We start from the raw sequence: 24,859 nt of genomic DNA on the forward strand, positions 1-24,859 counted from the left end.
TTAAAAATCAAATTGAATGGATTCTACAAGCTGGTCGTTGCTAGTAGCATTCTCTAACAAATCGATTGCCCCTAGCTTTTTATCTGGAGTGCTGACAACCTCCGACAATATCCGTACGAAATCATTTGCTAGCTGTTCAATCATGTTTTTATTGAAAAGCTTTGTGCAATATTCGAATGCTCCTCTAATCTCTCCCTCTTCTGTGCTCATTGACAATGTTAAGTCAAATTTGGCAACGGTATGCTCTTGCACATAAGGAGTAATGGATAGCGATTCGATGGTTGCTTCCTGACTTTCCGTATTGTGCATGACAAACACCGTATCAAACAGTGGATTTCTGCTCGCATCCCGCTTCACATTCAGTTTTTCCACCAGTTCTTCCAATGGATACTCTTGGTTCTCAAAGGCTTGGAACGTACGTTCTTTAACTTCCTCCAAGTAAACTTGGAACGTCTTATCCTTCTGTGGGTAATTACGGATTGCTAACGTGTTGACAAACATACCGATAAGTGGTTCCAATTCTGCAGACAATCTTCCAGCGACAGGAGTACCAACAATGATGTCTTCTTGTCCGCTGTACTTAGAAAGCAAGGTCGTATAGGTAGCCATGAGAAGCATATACAATGTGCTTCCACTATTTTCAGCCAACCGGTTTACTTGTTCAGACAATCCACGTTCAATCACAAATTCGTACTCTGCACCCTCGAAGCTACGCACCACAGGTCTCGGATAAGCAATCAATAAATCCAAGACAGGCAGTTGACCAAAGAATTCACCAAACCAGTAGTTCTCTTGCTGCTCATATAGCTCACTCTGCGATCTTTGCTGTTGCCAAACCGCATAATCCTTATACTGAAGCCGCAATGGTGACAACTCTTTGCCTTCATACAGTTCGGCAACTTCTTGCATCAGAATACCCATCGAGACTCCATCAGATATGATATGGTGCATATCATACAGCAAGATATGTCGATCCAGTTCCACTTCAATGAGTCCAACCCTGATTAATGGCGCCTGCTGAAGATCAAACTTCCGCACAAAACCGCTTATCCGTGCTTCCACTTCCTCATCTCTCGCTTGTATATTTTCCACTGCAAACTCCACGTCTTTATAGACCCGTTGAACTACCTCTCCATCTACCATTTCAAAGCCTGTGCGTAATGTCTCGTGACGATCAATCAAATGTCGGAATGCTGTCTCTAGCTTCATCCGATCCAACTGACCTTCTATCGTCATAACGCCTGGCATATTGTAGCTAAGCTCCCCACCCTCCACATGACTCAAAATATAGAGACGTTTTTGAGCTGAGGATACAGGATAGTAATCTTTTTCTTCTGCAATTGGAATGGATATATAAGCGTGTTTTTCCATATTCGCAATTCGATTAGCCATCTGCTCAATCGTTGGAATCTGGAACACATCTCGTAGTGTAATGCTTGTGTCTAGTACTTGATGTATTTTAGCAACTAGAGTCGTTGCGCGTAGGGAGTGTCCTCCAATCTCGAAGAAGTTTTCCGTCACTCCTACTTGTGATAGTCCCAGTACATCTTGCCAGATTTGAGCTAACTTCTCTTCTACCCGTGTTCGAGGAGCAACATATTCTCTTCCAGTCTTCAGACCTTCTTCTGGTGCTGGTAGCGCTTTTCGATCTAGTTTTCCGTTCGAGGTTAAAGGCATCCGCTCCACTTGCACGAAATAAGCCGGAATCATGTAGTCAGGCAACTGTTGTGATAATGCTCTTCTTAGCTCGCTTACGGTCAGTTCGTTGTTTGCCACAAAGTAGGAGCATAAGTATTTTTCTCCACTCTCATCTTCATGTGCAATCACGATCGCTTCTTGGACGGATTCAATGTTCAGCAGCTGAGTTTCCACTTCTCCTAGCTCAATGCGATAGCCACGAATTTTAACTTGATGGTCAATTCGACCTAAATACTCAATGTTGCCATCCGCAAGCCATCTCGCCAAATCCCCGGTCTTATACATCCGCTCGCCCGGTGCAAATGGATTAGTAACGAATCGATCATTGGTCAGCTCTGGACGATTCAAGTAGCCTCGAGCTAATCCTACACCAGCAATATACAGCTCTCCCTTAACTCCAACAGGCTGCAGTCGCATATGTTCATCTAAGATGTATGCGCATAAGGTTGGGATCGTTTTACCAATATTGCTTTTCGCTTGAGAAATCTCTGCTTCTGTAATTTCCTTGTACGTGACATGTACTGTGGTTTCTGTTATTCCATACATGTTAATTAATTGGATGTGCGGGTATTTCGCCTTCCAATCTTTCAACAAGGATGGACTTAACGCCTCACCACCGAAAATCACATTTCGTATGGCCAACTCTTTTTTGCCATCACTTGCCTCTTCCTGAAGCAATTGATAGAAATAGGTTGGTGTTTGATTCAATATCGTCACTTGCTGATCCTCGAGTAACTGAAGGAATTGCTTCGGACTCTTGGCTGTCAGTTGAGGCACGATAACCAATTTTCCACCGTATAAAAGTGCCCCATACATTTCCCACACGGAGAAATCGAAGCAGAATGAATGGAATAACGTCCATGTATCAGAAGCATTAAAATCAAACAAGTTTTTGCTGTTGAATAACAGACGAACCACGTTCTTATGCTCAATTAAGGTTCCTTTCGGCTTCCCTGTCGTCCCTGACGTATAGATCACGTAGGCTAGATGGTTCGGTCCAGATCTGAGTTCCAAATTAGAATCATCTGTATGGTAGGCTTGTTCGTCATCTAGTAGCACAACTTTCTTATCGAAAGCTACGTGCTCTTGTAAATGTGACTGCAACACTAACAGCTCTACACCTGAATCCTCCAACATATAGGCAATCCGTTCTTCCGGATACTCTGGATCAATCGGTACATAGGCTCCTCCTGCTTTTAAGATCGCAAGCATTCCGACAACCATGTCCAGAGACCGTTCGGCCATTATTCCTACTAGCCCATCTGCCTGAACTCCTTGAGCCACCAATGATCTTGCCAATCGATTTGCCTTCTTGTTTAGTTCACGATAAGAAAGCTGTTCCCCCTCGTATACAACTGCGACATGATCCGGAACAAGTGCCACCTGCTCTTCAAAGAACTGATGGATTGCTTTCTCCCGCGGATAATCAGCCTGTGAATCATTGAATGTCTCAAGGATTGTGGCTTTTTCATGTGACGTAATCATCTCAATGGAAGAGAGCTGTGCCTCTGGATCTGCAATGATAGAATCGATTACTTGCATGAAATGCTCGATCATCCGTTCCATCGTTTCACGCTTGTACAGGGAGCTTGCAAAATCAAAGCTACACTCAATACTGTCTTCAAGCTCTTCTGCATTTAAAGTCAAATCAAACTTAGCTACGATAGGTTGTTCTCCATAAGGTTTCAGTTGCAAGCCTTCAATGAACAAATCTCCTTGCTCCGTATTTTGTAAGACGAACATTGTGTCAAACAACGGGTTACGGCTTAAATCCCTTTTCACATCCAGCTTCTCAACTAGTTCTTCAAATGGATAATCTTGATTTTCATAAGCTTGTAATGAACTGTCTTTGACCTCTTGCAAGTAACTCAGGAACGATTTATCAGCCTCTGGATAATTACGAATAGCCAGTGTGTTGACGAACATTCCGATGATTGACTCTAGATCAGCGTGCGGTCTTGCCGCAATCGGGGTACCGACAATAATATCTTCTTGGCCACTTTGTTTAGAAAGCAGCGTTGTATAAACTGCGAGTAGCACCATGTACAGCGTAGTTTCATTGTCTGCTGCAAGCTTTCTAAGCCCTTCGCTTCTCAGTTTGTCAATTACGAATTCGATTGCTTCTCCCTCAAAACTTCTAGTTGCAGGCCGTTGATAATCAATTGGCATGTCTAAAACAGGAATTTCACCCGCAAAGACTTCCATCCAGTAAGCTTCTTGCTTGCTCATCCACTCGCTCTGAATACCTGCCTGCTGCCAAGCGGCATAATCCTTGTACTGGATTCGAAGTGGAGATAGTTCTTCTCCCCGATATAGTTGGACAAATTCTTGCATTAGAACGCCCATGGAAACACCGTCAGAGATAATATGGTGCATGTCAAACAGTAAGATATACTGATTGATATCAACTGAAAGTAAGCCTACCCGTAATAGTGGAGCCTGCTTGAGGTCAAACGAGCGTACGAACTCATTGATAATCGGCTCTGCTTCCTCTAGGCTGGTTTCCCAATACTCCAGCATAAATGACACTTCATCATGAACTCGTTGCATAGGCTCCCCATTGACCAATTCAAATCCCGTGCGTAGCGTCTCATGTCGTTGGGTCAATGTTTGGAACGTTGCTTCTACACGCTTCTGGTCTAATGAACCTTCTAGCATCATGATGCCCGGCATATTGTAACTAAGCTCTCCACCTTCAAGATGGCTGAGAATGTACAATCTCTTTTGAGCAGAGGAAACCAAGTAGTACTCGCTTTCCTCTATAACAGGAATGGAAGCGTACGTGATTTGCTCCATGCTAGCGATCAGTTGAGCCATTTGTTCAATCGTCGGATTTTTGAAGATGTCCCTAAGTGGCACAACAACGTTCATCTCTTTGTGAATCTTAGCAACCAAAGTTGTTGCTCGTAACGAGTGTCCTCCCACTTCAAAGAAGTTCTCTTTTACTCCTATGCTTGAGAGACTGAGTACTTCTTGCCAAATCAATGCCAATTTAGCTTCAACTGATGTGCGAGGGGCCACATATTCTTTTCCGCTTTGAATGCTTCCCTCAGGCGCAGGTAACGCTTTGCGATCAATTTTTCCATTCGAAGTAAGTGGCATTTGCTCCAATTGTACAAAATATGATGGAACCATATACTCAGGCAACACATGAGTTAATGCTTTTCTAAGTTCACTTACCTTCAGCTGCGTTTCAGAAACAAAGTAGGCGCATAGCTGATTTTGTCCAGCTTCCTCCTCTTTTACAATGACGGTAGCTTCTTGAATCGGTGCTAGTTTCGTCATCTGTGCTTCCACTTCGCCAAGCTCTATGCGATAGCCCCGAATCTTCACTTGATGATCAATACGACCTACATATTCGATATTGCCATCTGGTAGCCATCTTGCTAAGTCGCCTGTTCTGTACATCCGTTCTTCTGCTACAAATGGGTTATCCACGAATTTCTCCGCTGTAAGCTCCGGAAGATGTAAATATCCTCTAGCTAAACCAGCTCCCGCAATGCATAGCTCTCCTGCTACTCCTATCGGCTGAAGCTGATTGTGAGGGTCTACGATATAGACCTGCTTATTTGCGATCGGTGCTCCGATGGAGAGTTCCTGATCCGCATGTGTAATCGATAGAGAAGTAGTGACTACACTGCTTTCTGTAGGACCGTATTCGTTGCAAATTTCAATGTACGGATTCATTTCCGTCACTCTCTTAACTAACGCCGAAACGATATTCTCTCCGCCGACAACGATATTCTTTACTGACTGCAAATCTTCGGGATTCATCGTATCCACGATACTCCATAAGAAGCTAGGTGAGCTTTGCAGATGCGTAATGCTCTGTTGCGTAATAGCTTTTTTAATAGCAACAGGGTCTTTGCTTTCCCCATCTGGCAACAAATACACTGTTGAACCAGATACCAATGGACCAAACAAGTGTGTAAGAAATGGATCAAAGACAAATGGAGTAACCATCAGCACCCGGTCGTTTCCAGTAAATCCATACGTATTTGCTTTCCAGTGAATCGTATTAGCTATACTTGCGTGTTCAACCATAACGCCCTTAGGCTTGCCAGTGGTTCCAGAGGTGTAGATGACATAGGCCAAGTTGTTCGGTCCATGTATCGGCTCCAGATTTGATCGCTCCTCTTGATAAGTCGCTTTATCGTCTAGAAGCACAAGCTTATCAGCAGCAAAGAAGGAAACTTGCTCTTGCAACTGATGTTGCGTAACTACCAACTGCACTCCTGCATCTTCTAGCATGTAACGGATACGTTCCTCTGGGTATTCTGGGTCAATCGGTACATACGCCCCACCAGCCTTCAAGATTCCAAGCATACCGACAATCATCTCTAAGGAACGCTCGGCCATAATGGCAACCAATTGATCAGCTTGTACACCTTTCACTCGTAAGCTTCTAGCTAGTTGATTTGCCCGTTCATTCAATTCAAGATAGGTCATTTGCTCAGCTTCATATACAATTGCCAGTTGGTCTGGTGTGCGCTCCGCTTGCTGTTCAAACAATTGTTGGATCATGTACTCCTGAGGATAAGCAACTGCTGTATGGTTAAATACCTCGACGATTTGCGCTTTTTCTTGTTGTGTTACTAATTCAACCGCATTTACAGCAACAGCCGGGTTATTGATCACTTGCTGCATGACGTGAACAAAATGTCCCAAAATCCTCTCAACGCCCGTTTGATCATACATAGACGCATTATACTCAATGTGGATTCTAATCTCTTCACCAGGGATAACAATGAGATTAAAGTCGTAGTTGGTTTGCTCCACCATCTTGACGTTAGTGACCTCAAATGCCGTTTCGTCATCTTTTCCTACTTGCTCCATCTGCTGTTCGACCGGATAATTCTCAAACACCATAATATGGTTGATCAAATCCTGTTTTTGTTCCGTTAGTGCCTGAATCTCATAGAGCGGATGGGTGTCATATGCATGGGATGCGAGCGCTTTTTCTTGATTCTGTTTCAGTAAGTCGGTGAAAGTGGCTGTTTCTTTGCAATGGATACGTACTGGGATCGTATTGATGAACAAGCCAATCATGTTCTCAACGTCCCGAATATCCGCTGGTCTACCCGAAACAACACTTCCAAAGACGACATCATCGGTTCCATTGTACTTTTGAAGCATCAAGCCCCAAACGGTCTGCATGAGTGTATTGATCGTAACCTGCTGTTGTCTTGCTACTGTATTCATCTGTAGCGTCAGTTCTTTACCTACATCGCAGAAGCTAGTCATGAATACCTGCTCTTCCACTTTGCTAGACGACTGTGCTTTTGGCACCATCGTTTGTTGATCGTATCCTGCCAAATAGTTGCTCCAATAGCTAGAGGCTTCCTTACTGTCTTGGCGTTCCAGCCATTCAATATAGGCACTATACGGAGATACTTCGGCCAATTGCGGTGCTCTTTGTTGCTGAATGGCAAAGTAACATTCAAACACCTCTGAGGCGACCAGCGATAAGCACCAGCCATCCATCAAAATATGATGGGAGCTCCAGATAAGTTTGTAGTCTTCTTCCCCAATACGAAGAACCGACACGCGCATCAATAAATCTTGGCTTAAATCAAAGCCTGTTTCCTTGTCTTTCTTGATGAAGGTATCGATGTAAGGCTTCCGCACTTCGTCATTCATCGCCATCAAGTCTTCGTAGTAAAGCGCGCTGTCTTTTTCTCGATATACCACTTGTAGCGGCTGCTCTTTCCATCCGTTGTAGAAATTCGTTCTAAATATTTCATGTCTTTGGAACAGCATTCGTAAGCTCGTTTCAAAAACCTCAACATTGAAACGTCCACTTATGTCAAACGTCGTTTGTTCAAAGTAAGCCCCAGACTGCGGGTCCATCAAGCTATGGAACCACATTCCCTTCTGCATAGGCGTCATCGCGTAAATATTTTCGACTTCACCTACCTGGGTGGTCTGTTCTACGATCTGTTCTAGTTCCTCAACCGTCAGTCCTCGTAACAAGACATCACTTGGCGTTAATTCCGGACGTTCCTTGGCTACGCAGTGCGCCACTACTTCACGGAGGCTTGCTTGTAGCAATTCAGCTAGCTTCTCCATCGTCTCCCTCTGATACTCTTTACCACTGTAGTTAATTTCAAGCGATAAGGCACCTTCCGAGATTAAACCGTTCATGTCAAGTGTATACGGCATAGATGCGTTTTGGCTGGTTTCTGCGCCACTCGCAAATGGTGATAGCTGAATGTCATTGTTTTGCAAGTCCTGGTCAAACTGCCCCAAATAGTTAAAGCTGATCTCTGGCTCTGTAAAAGCTACACCTTCGCTTCGCTCTGATAAATATCTTAGAATGCCGTAACCAATTCCCTTTTGTGGAATGTGGCGAAGTTCTTCCTTAACACTCTTGATTCGCTGGGACACATGTTTACCTGCATGCATCTCTAGAACGACTGGGAATTGACTTGTAAACCACCCCACTGTTCGGGTGATATCCATGTCTTGAAGGATTGACTCGCGTCCGTGACCTTCCAGACTCACATGAATTTGTTCTAAGCCTGTCCAAGAATGGATGGCCATACCAAGTGCTGTGAGCAACAAATCATTTACTTCTGTATTGTAGGCACGATTCGCTAGTTTCAGTAGCTGCTCCGTTTCCTGGGCTGTCCAATGCACCATAATAGACTGGCTATCTTTCATGATCGAAATAGCTTGGGTGTTATCTTTTGGCAATCGAGTCATTGGAATTTGTCCAAGCTTTTGCCAATACTCCCGTTCATGCTCCATTTCATCTGAATTAGCATAAAGAGCCAATTGGCTTGCCCACGTCTGGAATGAATCTGTTTTGTGCGGGAAGCAAATTTCTTCTCCGCTCAATGCTTGCTCATACCCAGTCGCAATATCTTCGAACAGAATACGCCATGAAACTCCATCTACGACCAAGTGGTGAAGAATAATCAACAAATGATCACCATTTGTGCAACGGAACAATCCTAGTTTCATAAGCGGTCCTTCACCTATGTTCATGCTGCTTTGCAATTCGCTTGCTTTTGCTTCCACCGCTTTAGCACCATCGGTTACATCCCTGAAATCAACAACTTCCAGGCTGTACAGTTCGCCTTCCTCTACTCCACGGTTCCATGCCTTATATCCGCTTTCGGTTGGAGTATATACCGTCCTCAATGCATCATGGTGCCAGGCAATCTTTTGCATCACCTTGTGAAGTGCCTCTTCATCAAAGCCTTGCTCTTTAAACAACATGACGGTTTGGTTATAGTGATGCTGTTCTGTATAAGCCTGCTCGAAGAACCAACGCTGAATCGGTGTCAATCCCACTTCGCCTACTACTTCGCCTTGGTCTGCGATACGAGTGATCGATTGAACACGTTTGCTCAATTCAGCAACGGTTGGATACTGGAACAAATCCTTCATTTCCAGCTTATATCCTGCCTGGAACAAGCGTGAAGAAACCTGAATGGATTTAATAGAGTCACCACCAAGATCAAAGAATTTATCCATGATCCCAATCGCGTCTGTTCCCAGTACAGCCTGCCAAATCGAAACAAGTGTTTTTTCAATCGGTGTGCGTGGCGCTACGTAATTTGCACCAGTTTGGACACTTCCTTCTGGAGCAGGTAATGCTTTGCGGTCGATTTTACCGTTTGGTGTAAGCGGCATCTGATCCAATTGGACAAAGTAGGACGGGATCATGTACCCTGGCAATTCTTGAGACAAAGTGCTTCTAAGCTCGCTTAGAGTAAGCGTTTTGTTCGCTACAAAATACGCGCATAACTGCTTTAATCCAGCTTCATCTTCGCGGGCGATGACCACAGCCTCTTGCATGAATGGTGTCTTCAAGAGCTTTGTTTCGACTTCCCCTAGTTCAATTCGATTTCCACGAATTTTCACTTGGTGGTCGATTCGTCCAATATACTCAAGGTTTCCATCCGACAACCATCTTGCCAAGTCTCCTGTTCTGTACATTTTCTCTCCCAATGCAAACGGGTTATCCACGAATTTTTCCGCCGTCATTTCTGGACGGTTTAAGTAACCGCGTCCTACACCGTTTCCAGCAATATACAACTCGCCTAGAACACCCACAGGTAAAATAGCATGGTTCTCATTTAACACGTACATTTTTACGTTAGGCAACGGTTTACCTATAGGTAAACTCAACGCTGGCAGAGCATCGGACTGTTCGAAATAACTAGAATCAATGCACGCTTCCGTTACACCGTAGCTGTTTAAAATACGCATATGCGAACCAAATCTGCTTACCAATTGGGCAAAGGCATCTGGAGGACATTGATCTGACCCTACAATTAATGTTTTCAAGGAACGAATGTCCAAGCTGTTTTCGTACACATACTCCATTAGTGGAATAGCGATAGCTGGCGTAGATTCAAAAATCGTAATTCCATGTTCTCTCATAAGTCCATAGATACGAGTAGGATCTAACCTAGACTGGCTAGGGCAAATCACTAATTTCCCACCATGTAAAAGAGCTCGAACATAATCACCCGTAAATACGTCAAAGGAAAAACTGGCCCATTGCAACAATCTCACTGACTCTTCATCTAAACGGTAGGCTTGCTTCCAAGCAGAAGCGATAGAAGTTACCTGCTTGTGCTCTATCATGACACCTTTTGGCTTGCCCGTTGTTCCTGATGTATAGATGACATAAGCAAGATTATTCGGATTCGATGCTGCTTGTAGATTTGATCCATCTTGACTATAGGAGTCTGAATCATCTAGCATCACGATTTTTCCAGTAAAGGATACTCGCTCAAATAAATGACTCTGCATGATCAATAGTTTTGCTCCAGCATCCTCTAGCAGATAGCTGATTCGCTCTTCTGGATATTCAGGATCAATTGGCACATACGCACCGCCAGATTTGAGAATTCCCAATATCCCAACCATCATTTCAACAGAACGATCAACCATAATGCCGACCAACTGATCAGCTTGCACGCCTTCAGCTCGTAATGTTCGAGCTAGTTGATTCGCTCGCTCATTCAGTTCACGATATGTTAATTGGCTGCCCTCATAGACAACTGCTACCTGATCTGGAGAACGTTCCACTTGTTCTTCAAACAAGAGATGGATTGTTTTCTCACGTGGATAATCAGTAGTCGTAGCGTTGAATCCTTCTAAAATTGTCCCTTTTTCTGCTGGAGTAATCATCTCTAAGGACGATAATGTAGCTTGCGGATTATGGACAATAGCTTGAATGACTTGTTTGAAATGTCCTGCCATACGCTCAACTGTCTCTCTCTTAAACAGGGACGTAGCATATTCCATCGTGAACACGATACCTTCTGCTCTTTCGATTGCTTCTAATGTCAGATCGAATTTAGCCACGGTATTTTCACTTGGATAAGGCTGAACATTCAAACCTTCCATGTGTAGCCCGTCTTGCTCCAAATTGATAAATTCAAACATCGTGTCAAACAGCGCATTTCGGCTTAAATCTCTGTTTACATTCAGTTTCTCTACCAATTCTTCAAACGGATAATCCTGATTCTCATATGCTTTAAGAGCACTTACCTTCACTTCTTGCAAATATTCGTAGAACGACTTGTCTCCAGACGGATAGGTACGAAGTGCTAAGGTGTTCAGGAATACCCCGATCATAGGCTCAAGATCAGCATGTGGTCTTCCTGCAATCGGAGTTCCTACGATTACATCCTCTTGCCCTGTATATTTGTGCAAGAGCGTTGTATAGGCTGCAAGCATTACCATATGCAAGGTAGAGCCGGTTCGTGCCGCGAGTTTCTTTAATCCTTCTCTGCCTGTATCGTCAATAACAAATTCAATTGTTTCTCCGACAAAGCTTTGTAAAGCTGGTCGCACATAATCAGTCGGCATATCCAGTACAGGAATTTCCCCCCGGAATGCATCCAACCAATATGCTTCCTGTTGTTTCATCTGCTCACTGTGAACGCCTACTTGTTGCCATACAGCATAATCTTTGTATTGGATGCGAAGAGGTGGTAGCTCTTCTCCGCCATATAGACGGGCAAATTCTTGAATGAGAATGCCCATGGAAACTCCATCAGAGATGATATGGTGCATATCAAACAGCAAGAGATAGCGATCCGCTGACATTTCAATCAAACCAACACGTAATAATGGTGCTTTTTGTAGGTCAAATTCACGAACAAATTCACGAACATGGTCTTCTGCTTCTTCTAGACTCGCTTGCGCATACGTAACTGCGAAATCAGCTTGTTGGTGGACTCGTTGTACGGGCTCTCCATTTACCATCTCAAAGCTGGTTCGTAAGGTTTCATGACGTGCGATCAATTTACGGAAGGCTTCCTCTACCCGCTGTTGATCCAACGCCCCTTCGATCATCACAATGTCTGGCATATTGTAGCTAATTTCGCCACCTGTTAACTGACTCAAGATGTACAAACGCTTCTGAGCAGAAGATACCGGGTAGAACTCACTTTCTTCAATGACTGGAATAGACGCATACGCGCTTTGTTCCATACCCTCTATTACATGTGCCATTTGCTCAATAGTCGGGTATTGGAATGCATCCCGTAATGGAAGATTTTTGTTTATTTCTTTATAAATTTTAGCGACCAAAGTCGTTGCTCGTAAGGAATGACCACCGATTTCAAAGAAGTTGTCTCTAATTCCGATGTTTGTAAGACCAAGTACCTCTTGCCAAATCTGTACCAACTTGGCTTCCATCCATGTGCGAGGTGCCACGTACTCTGCTCCAGTGTGAATGCCACCTTCTGGGGCAGGCAATGCGTTGCGGTCAATCTTTCCATTTGGTGTAAGTGGCATTTGCTCTAATTGGACGAAGTAAGACGGAACCATATAGCTCGGTAGTTCATGGGACAATTGACCTTTAAGATCACTAACGGTCAGTTGCTGCTCAGCTACAAAGTATGCGCATAACTGCTGTTGTCCCTCTTGGTCTCTCCGTGCGATTACCACTGCTTCCTGTACAGAATCCACGTGCAATAATTGTGTCTCTACTTCCCCAAGCTCAATTCGATGGCCTCTGATTTTTACTTGATGGTCGATTCGACCTAGATACTCGATCGTGCCATCTGGAAGCCATTTGGCCAAATCTCCCGTTTTATATATTCTTTCTCCTGGCACGATTGGGTTTTCTGCAAACTTCTCTTCCGTAAGCTCAGAACGGTTCCAGTAGCCTCTTGCCAGTCCCTCGCCAGCAATGCACAGCTCCCCTGCTACCCCAATTGGTTGAGGTTGCCCCTCCTCATTTAGAAGATAAAAGCGTGTATTAACAAGCGGTTTACCGATGGTGATGTGCTCTCCTTCTGTTACTTCGCCAACTGACGACCATACAGTAGTTTCCGTTGGACCGTACATATTGTACAGACGCGCCGGAGTATTCTTACGCAGTATCTCCAGCAAGGAAGTAGGCAATGCTTCTCCTCCGAGCATGATTTCTTGTAGGTCTTGTAAGCAATCGACATGATCGGATGACAGCAACATCTGCATACGAGACGGCGTCATTTGAATCATATCTATTTGCTGTTCTACCATCACATCACGTAAGGCTTTCGGATCTGTTTGTTGAACCCCACTAGCTAGAACGACTCTTACCCCTTTACTTAAGGAAAGGAACGTTTCTAACACGAAGATATCAAACGAGATGGTAGTAACAGAAAGCAGGGACTTCCCTTGGACAAAATCAATCTGGTCCGTGATGCCCTGGATAAAGTTCACGACCGACTGATGTTGAATCATGACTCCTTTTGGTTTGCCTGTCGATCCAGACGTATAGATCACATAAGCCAAATCAGTAGAGCTACTTAGCGGATTCAGATTTGAGCCGTCTTGATGGTAAGAAGCTTCCTCGTCTAAGGATAGAAGTCTCTTTGCAAAAGCTAGACGGTCTTGTAATTGGCTTTGCATAACAACCAACTTGGCTCCAGCATCCTCCAGCATATAACGGATGCGCTCTTCTGGATATTCTGGATCAATCGGTACATAAGCCCCACCGGCTTTCAAGATACCTAATAGTCCGACCATCATTTCCAAGGAACGCTCCACCATAATGCCAACTAGTTGATCTGGCTGTACACCTTCTGCACGTAATGTTCGAGCCAGTTGGTTCGCTCGCTCGTTTAGTTCACGGAACGTCATCTGCTGTCCTTCGTAGACTACAGCTACTTGCTCCGGCGTGCGCTCTACCTGACTTTCAAATAACTGGTGAATCGTTTTCTCACGTGGGTAATCTCCTGCCGTGTCATTAAATGTATCAAGAATGAAAGCTTTCTCTTTCGAGGTTATCATCTCAAGGGAAGAAAGCTTCTCCTCTGGATCGTTGATAATTCCATCGATCACCTGTAGGAAATGCTCTGCCATTCGCTCTATGGTTTCTCGTTTATATAGAGAAGTGGCATATTCCATTCCGCATCTGATGCTATCTGCTTCTTCCATCGCATTTAGTGTTAGATCAAACTTGGCAACAGCATGCTCATCCGCAAAAGGCGTAAATCGCAATCCCTCAATAGCAAGTTCCTCGTTCTCCACGTTTTGCATGATAAACATTGTGTCAAACAATGGATTTCGGCTGAAATCACGCGCCACATGCAATTTTTCCACCAGTTCCTCAAACGGATACTCCTGATTTTCAAATGCTTTTAGCGCATGCTCTTTGACTTCCTGCACGTAGTCATAGAAGGATTTCTCTCCTGCTGGCTGTGTACGAATTGCTAGTGTATTTATGAACATACCGATCAAGCTGTCCAAATCAGCATGAGGTCTTCCCGCAATCGGAGTTCCTACAATGACATCTTCTTGTCCACTATATTTGGAGAGCATAGTTGAATAGCTAGCCAGTAAGACCATAAATAAGGTGGAACCGGTTTGTGCTGCGATTTGTTTTAATCCATTGCTTCTTTGTTCATCAATGACGAATTCAAATGTGTCTCCCTGATAACTTTGTACAGCAGGCCTTGCATAGTCGGTTGGCATATCTAACACTGGGATTTCTCCACGGAAGACATCCAGCCAATACTCTTCTTGTTTGCCCATGTGTTGGCCTTGTACTTCCGTTTGCTGCCACACTGCATAGTCCTTGTACTGAATTCGAAGCGGTGATAGTTCCACGCCTCTATATAATTGAACGAACTCATGTATCAGAATGCTTGTTGAAGCACCATCAGAAACGATGTGGTGAATATCAAACAGTAGGAGATGTCGTTCCACCCCAAGCTCGATAAGTCCCACTCTGAGAAGTGGCGCTTTTTCCAAATCAAATGCACGTACGAATGCGCGAACGATATTTTCTACTTCTTCATCAGTTGCCTGCCCGTACTCTACTTCAAATTCCACATCCTGATAAACACGCTGTATCGGCATTCCATTTACCATTTCAAATCCAGTGCGCAGTGCTTCATGTCGTCCAATCAGTTTTTTGAAGGCTTCCTCTAATGATGCTCGATTAAGAGGACCCTCTACCAGGAGAACACTCGGCATATTGTAGCTAAGCTCTCCGCCTTCCATCTGTCCTAATATATACAACCGTTTTTGCGCGGATGAGACAGGATAGAAATCTCTCTTTTCAATTACTGGTATAGAAGCATAAGCCCTATATTCCATACCTGTTATTCCTGCTGCCATTTGTTCAATCGTCGGAGAACTAAATACGTCCCGTAACGCTACGTTAAGGCCCAATTCTTTGTGAATCTTAGCCACCAAAGTTGTAGCACGTAAAGAGTGACCTCCAATATCAAAGAAGTTGTCCTTCACTCCAATGTTTGAAGTACCCAGTACCTCTTCCCAAATATTAGCCAAGCTGAGTTCCATTGGAGTACGTGGTGCTACATGCTCTACTCCTGTTTGCATGCTACCGTCAGGAACAGGTAGTGCTTTTCGATCAATTTTTCCATTTGGTGTTAATGGTAACTCCTCAAGCTGTACAAAATAAGACGGGATCATATATCCAGGCAGCTCTTGTGACAATGTACTTCTTAGGTCGCTTACAGTAAGTTGATTGTCAGCTACAAAATAGGCGCACAGCTGCTTCTGTCCTACAGAATCTTCTTGGGCAATGACCACAACTTCTTCAACCGAATCTATTTTCAACAATTGCGCTTCTATTTCGCCTAGCTCAATTCGATTTCCGCGAATTTTCACTTGATGATCGATCCGGCCTACATACTCGATATTGCCATCTGATAACCATCGTACCAAGTCACCCGTTCTGTACATTCTTTCGTTGTCTACAAAAGGACTATCTACAAATTTCTCAGCTGTCATATCTGGACGATTCAGATAGCCACGTCCCACACCGATCCCAGCAATATACAACTCACCTGGAATACCCACAGGCTGTATAGCACGGTTCTCATCTAAAATGTACATTCTTACGTTAGGCAATGGTTTTCCTATCGGTAAGTTCAACGACAATAGAGAGCTTGTTTGCTCAAAATAACTAGAATCAATGCACGCTTCGGTCACACCATAGCTGTTAAGAATGCGCATATGTTCACCAAATCTGCTTAGCAGTTGAGCAAATGCATCCACAGGACATTGGTCTGAACCCACAATCAACGTTTTCAAAGACTGGATATCCAATTTGTTTTCGTAGACGTAATCCATAAGTGGGATCATAATAGCTGGCGTCGATTCAAAAATGGTAACCTGATGCTTATTAATTAGCTCATAGATGTTAGCAGGCTCTAATCTTGAATGACTTGGACATATAATTAATTCCCCACCGTTCAAGAGGGCACGGACATAATCTCCCGTGAATACGTCAAAGGCAAAACTAGCCCATTGCAATACTTTTGGATTCTGTTCATCTAATCCGTATGACAGTTTCCAAGCATGAGACATAGCAGTTAGTTGCTTGTGTTCAATCATGACCCCTTTTGGCTTGCCTGTTGTTCCTGATGTATAGATCACATATGCTAAGTGATTTGGACCCTGTATCGGTTCCAGATTTGAACCATCTTCGCTATATGCCTCTGAGTCGTCCAACATTACGAGATTTCCTGTAAAGGAGACACGATCTTTTAAGTGACTCTGCAGGACTAATAGATTTGCACTCGCATCCTCAAGCATGTAGCTGATACGTTCTTCTGGATACTCGGGATCAATCGGTACATAAGCAGCGCCGGCTTTTATTATCCCTAAGATACCGACCATCATCTCTACAGAACGCTCAACCATGATACCCACCAGTTGATCAGCTTCAATCCCCTTACTTCTTAAGGTTCTCGCTAGCTGATTTGCCCGTTCATTCAGCTCATGATAAGTCAGTTGCTCACCTTCACATACAATCGCCACTTGATTTGGTGTACGTTCCACCTGATCCTCAAACAACTTCTGGACAGTCTTCTCTTGATGTGAATGTGAATCTGCTTCTGTATTGTTACATACACCCATGATTTGCTCTTTCTCTTTAGCTGTTACCAATTCAAGCTCGGTTACAGGCACATGAGGATTGTTGATTACTTGTTGCATCATGTGAACAAAATGCCCCAGAATCCTGTCAATGCCTGTCTGGTCAAACACGGACGTATTGTACTCGATATGAACTCTGATCTCTTCACCAGGCAGAACATTTAGGTTAAAGTCATAATTTGTCTGTTCTACAATCTTAACGTTGGCAATCTCAAAGGCTGATGGGTCATTGCCTCCTACTTGCTCCATTTGCTGTTCCATCGGATAGTTCTCAAACACCATAATATGATTGATCAAATCTTGTTTTTGTTCAGTCAAGGCTTGAATTTCATATAGTGGATACGTGTCATAAGCATGGGATGCTAGAGCATGCTCCTGACTTTGTTTCATCACTTCAGCAAATGTAGCACCTGCCTCCGAACGAATACGTATCGGAATGGTATTAATGAATAAACCAATCATACTCTCAACATCTGGAATGTCAGCTGGTCTTCCGGATACTACGCTTCCAAAAACGACATCCTGACTACCGTTGTATTTCTGAAGCATCACACCCCAAACAGTCTGCATCAGTGTATAGATCGTCACTTGATGTTGTCTTGCTAACCCATTCATCTGTGAAGTTAGTTCTCTGCCTAAATCGCAGAAACGATGGTCGAAAACTGGATCTTCTTTCCTTTGCACCTTCTCTTTTGGTACGATCGTCTGTTGATCATATCCAGCTAAATAACCGCTCCAATAAGTAGATGCTTCTTCTCTGTCTTGGCGTTCTAACCACTCTATATAGGCACTGTACGGTGGTACCTCAGCCAATTTTGGTTCTCTGTTTTGCAAGATGGCAAAATAACATTCGAACACCTCTTGAGCAACCAGAGACAAGCACCAGCCATCCATGAGAATATGATGGGAACTCCAGATGATTCTATAAGTTTCCTTACCAGTTCGTAGAATCGACACGCGTAGCAATATGTCCTGACTTAGGTCAAATCCAGTTGCCCTGTCCTTCTCGATAAAGCATTCAATGTAAGAGTCGCGTTCTATTTCATCCATTCCCAGCAATTCTTCATAATGAAGTGCTCTATTTCTATCTTGGTACACGACTTGTACCGGCTGATCTTTCCATCCGTTGTAGAAGTTTGTTCTAAAAATCTCATGTCGTTGGAACAGCATTTGTAAGCTCTGTCCAAAAACGGTAGCATCGAAGCGCCCAAGCACGTCAAACGTCGTTTGTTCAAAGTAAGCTCCTGATTGCGGATCCATGAGACTGTGGAACCACATACCCTTCTGCATCGGCGTCATGGCATATATGTTTTCAATTTCACCAATGTTTCTGGTTTGTGCATCTATCTGTTCCAGCTCTTCTACTGTCAGTCCTTGTAACAAAACATCGCTTGGCGTTAGTTCTGTACGTTCTTTCGTTACGCAGTGTGCAATCACTTCACGCAGACTCTCTTGTAAGAGCTCAGTGAACTGCTCCATCGTTTCACGATGATACTCTTTGCCACTGTAATGGATCGTCATCGACAATGCACCATTCGAGATCATACCGTTCATATCCAATGCATATTGCATGTTCGCATTTGCGCTCATGTCTGCGCCTTTTGAGAATGGAGATAGCTCAATGGCGTTGTTTTGTAGGTCTTGATCAAACTGACCGAGATAGTTAAAGCTGATTTCAGGCTCGGCTGAGAATCTATTACCTTCCTCGCAGTCAGACAAGTATCTTAGGATTCCGTAGCCAATTCCCTTTTGCGATATTTGGCGGAGACCTTCTTTAACCGTTTTAATTTGCTTAGACACCTGTTTAGCTGCATCCATCTGTAGCAGAACAGGATATTGACTCGTAAACCATCCTATTGTGCGTGTGATATCGACATCTGAGAGAATAGCTTCTCTACCATGTCCCTCCATATTCACCAGCACTTGTTCCATTCCGGTCCAAGTCTGAATTGCCATGCCTAAAGCTGCGAGCAATAAATCATTCACTTCTGTGTTATAGGCTCGGTTTGCTAGTTTTAACAGTTGCTCGGTTTCCTGCTCTGTCCAATGAACCGTGACGAATTCGATGTCTTTTATAAATGTAGTAACTTGCTTGTTATCTTTCGGTAATGGAGTTGTTGCAGTTTGTTCAATTTGCTGCCAATATTCCCGTTCAAGTTCGATTTTTTCGCTGTTCGCGTAATGAGATAATTCTTCTGCCCATGTACGGAATGAATCTGTTTTATACGGGAAGTGGATGCTTTCGCCCTTAACCGCTTGTTCATATCCATTCGCAATATCTTCAAATAAAATTCTCCAAGAAACACCATCTACGACTAAATGATGGATGACAATGAGCAGATGATCCCCATCCTCACATTGGAACAATCCTAGTCTTAGAAGAGGGCCTTCGCTTAAATTGATGCTCGCCTGCATCTGATTAGCCTTGTCTTCGATCGCTTGAGCGCAGTCGGCTGTGCCTTTGAAATCAAACACTTCCAGACTGTATGATTCACCTTCTCCTACTCCGCGATTCCATGCCTGATACTGTTCCTCAGAAGCACGGAATACCATCCGTAACACGTCATGGTGTTCCGTAATCTTTTCCATTACCTTATGAAGAGCTGTTTCATCGAAGCCTTCTTCTCGGTATAACATCATGGCTTGATTGTAGTGATGCTGATCTGCAAAGGATTGCTCAAAGAACCAGCGTTGAATCGGTGTCAACAACACTTCTCCTATTACCTCACCTTGATCAGCTATTCTTGTAACGGAATGAATATGTTTGCTTAGCTGCGCCACAGTTGGATAGCGGAACAAGTCTTTCATTTCCAGCTTAAAACCTGCTTGTAATAAGCGGGAAGAGACCTGAATAGATTTAATCGAGTCACCGCCAAGATCAAAGAAATTATCCATGATCCCGATCGCTTTTGTTCCGAGGACAGCTTGCCAAATGGAAACTAGCATTCTCTCCGCGGCTGTGCGAGGTCCCACGTATTCGATATCGCTTTCCACGTTTCCTTCTGGAACAGGTAACGCTTTACGGTCGATTTTTCCATTTGGTGTAAGTGGTAATTGCTCTATTTGCACAAAATAAGAAGGAACCATGAAACTCGGAAGCACTTGTGATAATGCCCCTCTTAATTCACTTGCAGATCGTTTCTTGTCTGCAACAAAGTAGGCGCATAGGTACTTTCTACCGACCTGATCTTCTTGTGCAACTACGACATTCTCTTTTATCGTCGCGATTTTTAAGAGCTGTGTTTCCACTTCTCCTAACTCAATACGGTTCCCACGGATTTTCACCTGATGATCTATTCGACCCAAATATTCGATATTGCCATCTGGCAACCATCTTACCAAGTCACCCGTTCTATACATCCGCTCTCCTGTAACAAACGGATTATCCATAAATTTCTCTTCCGTCATCTCAGGACGGTTCAGGTAACCTCGTCCCACACCACTTCCAGCAATATATAATTCTCCTGATATCCCGATAGGCTGTATCACATGATTTTCATCTAAAACATACATTTTCACATTAGGCAATGGCTTACCAATCGGTATATTCATTGCTACTAGAGAGTCCGTCTGTTCAAAGAAGCTAGAATCAATGCACGCTTCCGTTACCCCATAGCTATTGAGAATACGCATGTGCAAGCCAAATCTGGTTAGCAATGTGGCAAACGCATCTGGAGGGCAGTGATCTGAACCTACAATTAGCGTTTTCAAAGAATCGATGTCCAATTTGTTTTCATATACATAATCCATGAGTGGAATGACAATAGCTGGTGTCGATTCAAAAATGGACACTTTATGCCCCCTGAGTAGCTCATAAATGCTCGCAGGTTCTAGTCTTGATTGACTTGGGCATATAATCAGTTCTCCACCATGCAATAATGCACGGACATAATCGCCTGTGAATACATCAAAGGAAAAACTAGCCCACTGCAATACTTTTGGATGCTCTCCGTCTAAACCGTATGCTAGTTTCCAAGCTTGAGCCATAGCTGTCAGTTGTTGATGCTCGATCATGACCCCTTTTGGCTTACCGGTTGTTCCTGATGTATAAATAACATATGCTAAATGATTTGGTCCTTGTATCGGTTCTAGATTGGAATGATCCTCGTTATAAGCTTCTGAATCATCCAGCATCACAATTCTTCCTGTGAAGGATACGCGCTCTTGTAAATGACTTTGCGTCACTAGCAACTTAGCTCCTGCATCCTCCAGCATGTAGCTGATACGTTCCTCTGGATACTCAGGGTCAATTGGTACATAAGCAGCGCCAGCTTTTAAAATCCCTAGGATACCGACCATCATCTCTAGAGAGCGCTCCACCATGATACCTACTAATTGGTCAGCTTGTACTCCGTCAGCTCGTAACGTTCGCGCCAATTGATTTGCCTGTTCGTTTAACTCACGGTATGTTAATTGACTTCCCTCATAAACAACCGCGACTTGATCTGGCGTACTCTCTACCTGTGCTTCAAATAACTGCTGGACTGTCATCGCTCGTGGGTAATCCGTAGCTGTATCGTTAAATACCTCTAGAATATGTTTCTTCTCTCCTGCTGTTATCAGTTCCAGCTCGTTTACTCGGATGTGAGGGTTGTCCGCGATTTGCTCCATGATGTGTACAAAATGCCCCAAAATCTGCTCAATACCTTCTTGATCATAGACAAGGGCATTGTATTCGGAGCAAACATCCATGTTTTCTCCCGGTATGACCGACAGGTTGAAGTCATAGTTCGTTTGTTCCATGATCTCGATATTTGCAATCTCAAAGCTTTCTTGATCACTACTACCCAATTGCTCGATTTGTTGCCCCATTGGATAATTTTCAAACACCACAATATGGTTAATCAAATCTTGTTTTTGTGAGGTCAGTCGTTGAATATCGTATAGCGGATAAGTATCAAACGCTTGAGATGCTAGCGCCTGTTCCTGTCCGCGGCTCATTACATCTGCAAAGGATTCTTCCCCCTTGCAACGGATACGTACTGGGACCGTGTTGATGAATAAGCCAATGATATTTTCAATTCCTGGAATTTCAGATGGTCTTCCAGAGACGACACTTCCGAAAACCACATCCTGGCTATCGTTATACTTTTGCAAGGTAACTCCCCACGCTGATTGCACCAACGTATTAATTGTCACCTGTGCCTGCTTTGCTACCTGTTGTAAACGTCCGGTTAGCTCTATGCCAAGCTCACGAGTTAGCTTCTGAGCAACGTACCCCTCCGATTTGCTTTGTGTCTTTCCTTTTGGTAACAAGGTTTGCTGATCATAACTAGTTAAATATTCGCTCCAGTATTTGGATGCTTCTGCATCATCTTGATTTGCCAACCACTCGATATAGTTACTATATGGCGTTACGTCGTCAAGCTCAGGCTGCCTATTTCCTCTAATGGCAAAATAACTACCAAATACTTCTTGTGTCATTAAAGATAAGCACCAGCCATCCATCACAATATGATGGAAACTCCAGATTAAGTGATAGCCTTCTTCATCTGTACGTAAAATGGACACACGAATGAGTGAATCATGAGCCAAATCGAATCCTTTTGCTTTATCCTCAATTGCGAAGGTAGTGAGATAAGCCTCACGTTTCGCCTTATCCATTTGGCGCAAGTCCTCATAGTAAAGCTCGCTGCGCTTATTTTGGTAAGCCACTTGTACCGGTAGGTCTTTCCAACCGCTGTAGAAATTCGTTCTCAACGCTACATGCCTTTGTGTCAAAATATCTAAGCTCTTACCAAAAGCAATAACATCGAAGCTTCCAATCAAATCAAAGGTTGTTTGTTCAAAATAAGCTCCCGACAGTGGATTCATCAAGCTGTGGAAATACATGCCCTTCTGCATCGGCGTCAACGGGTAGACGTTCTCAATCTCGCCTATATGCTGGGTATCTTCCACCAAACGCTCCAATTCTTCAACGGTCAGACCTTTTAACAAAATATCGCTTGGCGTCAATTCCGTACGTTCCTTAGCTACGCAGTGTTCAATCACCGCTTGCAAGCTCGAACGTAATAACTCAGCCACATGCTTCATCGTTTCCTGACGGTACTCCTTGCCATTGTAGCCAATCGTAAGCTCCAGGACGCCTCCAGAAATCAGACCATTCATGTCCAACGTGTATCTACGTTCCTTATCTTGGCTAACAGCTGCTCCACTTGAATATGGAGAGAATTGCATAGCATTACGTTGCAAATCCTGATCAAACTGCCCTAGATAGTTAAAAGTGATCTCAGGTTCTACTCTAAATGTCATACCCTCTTGCGGCTCAGACAAGTATCTGAGGATACCGTAACCAATACCCTTTTGTGGGATTTGACGAAGTCCCTCTTTGACCGTCTTAATCTGCTGGGCGACATTCCTGCTCGCGTTGGTCTTTAAAACAACTGGGAACTGACTTGTGAACCAGCCCACTGTACGTGTAATATCTACGTCTGGAATGATAGACTCCCGACCATGCCCTTCTAAATTGACTAGTACTTGTTCTGTGCCCGTCCACGCATGAATAGCTATTCCAAGCGCTGTGAGTAACAGATCATTAACTTCCGTGTTGTAGGCACGGTTTGCCTGCTTCAATAGCTGCTCTGTTTCTTGTTCTGTCCAACGTACTGTAATGATTTCTCCATCTCGTACCAATGATTTCTTCTGTATGTGATCCTTAGGCAACGGGATCAATTTAGTCTGTTCGACTTGATTCCAATATGCCCGTTCTGCGCCCATTGTCTGACTGTTGGCATAGTAAGATAACTGCTCTGCCCAAGTCTGGAATGAATCGGTTTTTTGAGGCAGACGAATCTCTTGTCCACTCAATACTTGCTCGTAACCAGCCGCGATATCTTCAAACAGGATTCTCCAAGAAACACCATCTACTGCCAAATGATGAATCACAATCAGCAAATGATCGCCTTCTGCACATTTAAATAGTCCGAGCTTCATTAGTGGGCCTTCTGTTATATTAATGCTACTTTGAATCTCGTTTGCTTTCGCCTCAATTACCTGCGCAAGCTCAACTTCATCCTTCAGATCAATTATTTCGAGGCTATACAGCTCTCCTTCATCCACTCCACGATTCCAAGCCTCGTATCCATCGGAGGTCATTGGGAAAACCATCCGTAGGGCATCATGATGCTCTGCAATCTTCTGCATCACTTGACGCAGTACCATTTCATCGAATCCTTGCTTCTGATACAGCATGACTGCCTGGTTAAAATGGTGTGGTTCAGCTGATTTTTGTTCAAAAAGCCAGTGGTGAATTGGCGTTAGTTTTGCCGCACCTACCACTTCCCTTTGATCAGCAATTTTGCTAACCAATTGGAGATGTGGACTTAATTGGGCCACAGTTGGATATTTGAACAAATCTTTTATTTCAAGCTTGTAGCCTGCTTGAAGCAGTCTGGAAGAAACCTGAATGGCTTTAATAGAGTCGCCTCCAAGATCAAGGAAATTCTCTAAAATACCAATCTGTTGACTTCCTAAAACAGCCTGCCAAATGGAAACAAGCGTTTGCTCAACCGATGTGCGTGGCGCTACATATTCCACTCCTGTTTGCACGCCTCCCTCTGGAGCAGGCAATGCTTTACGGTCAATTTTTCCATTTGTAGTAAGTGGCATTTGTTCCAATTGCATAAAGTAAGCTGGAATCATATAACTAGGTAATTCTTGAGACAACTCACTTCGAAGGTCACCTACGGTTAATTGCTTATCCGCTACAAAATACGCGCATAGATGCTTCTGTCCATCTTCCTCTTCACGTGCAATCACAATTGCTTCGCGCACAGAATCTACACGTAAC

1 protein-coding gene (running past one end of the window) is annotated in these 24,859 nt (G+C 43.8%); it reads right to left on the minus strand.

Going from position 1 to position 24,859, the window contains the following annotated elements; translation table 11 throughout:
- Positions 1–24,859, minus strand: the 3' portion of a protein-coding gene (locus EEL30_19270; protein ID QDX94235.1) for an amino acid adenylation domain-containing protein. The gene runs 11,729 nt beyond the window's last position; 24,859 of the gene's 36,588 nt are visible here — the last part of the coding sequence; the start codon falls outside the window, past its right edge; the stop codon is at positions 1–3.

It is taken from the genome of Brevibacillus laterosporus, assembly GCA_007833815.1.
Lineage (GTDB): Bacteria > Bacillota > Bacilli > Brevibacillales > Brevibacillaceae > Brevibacillus_B > Brevibacillus_B laterosporus_D.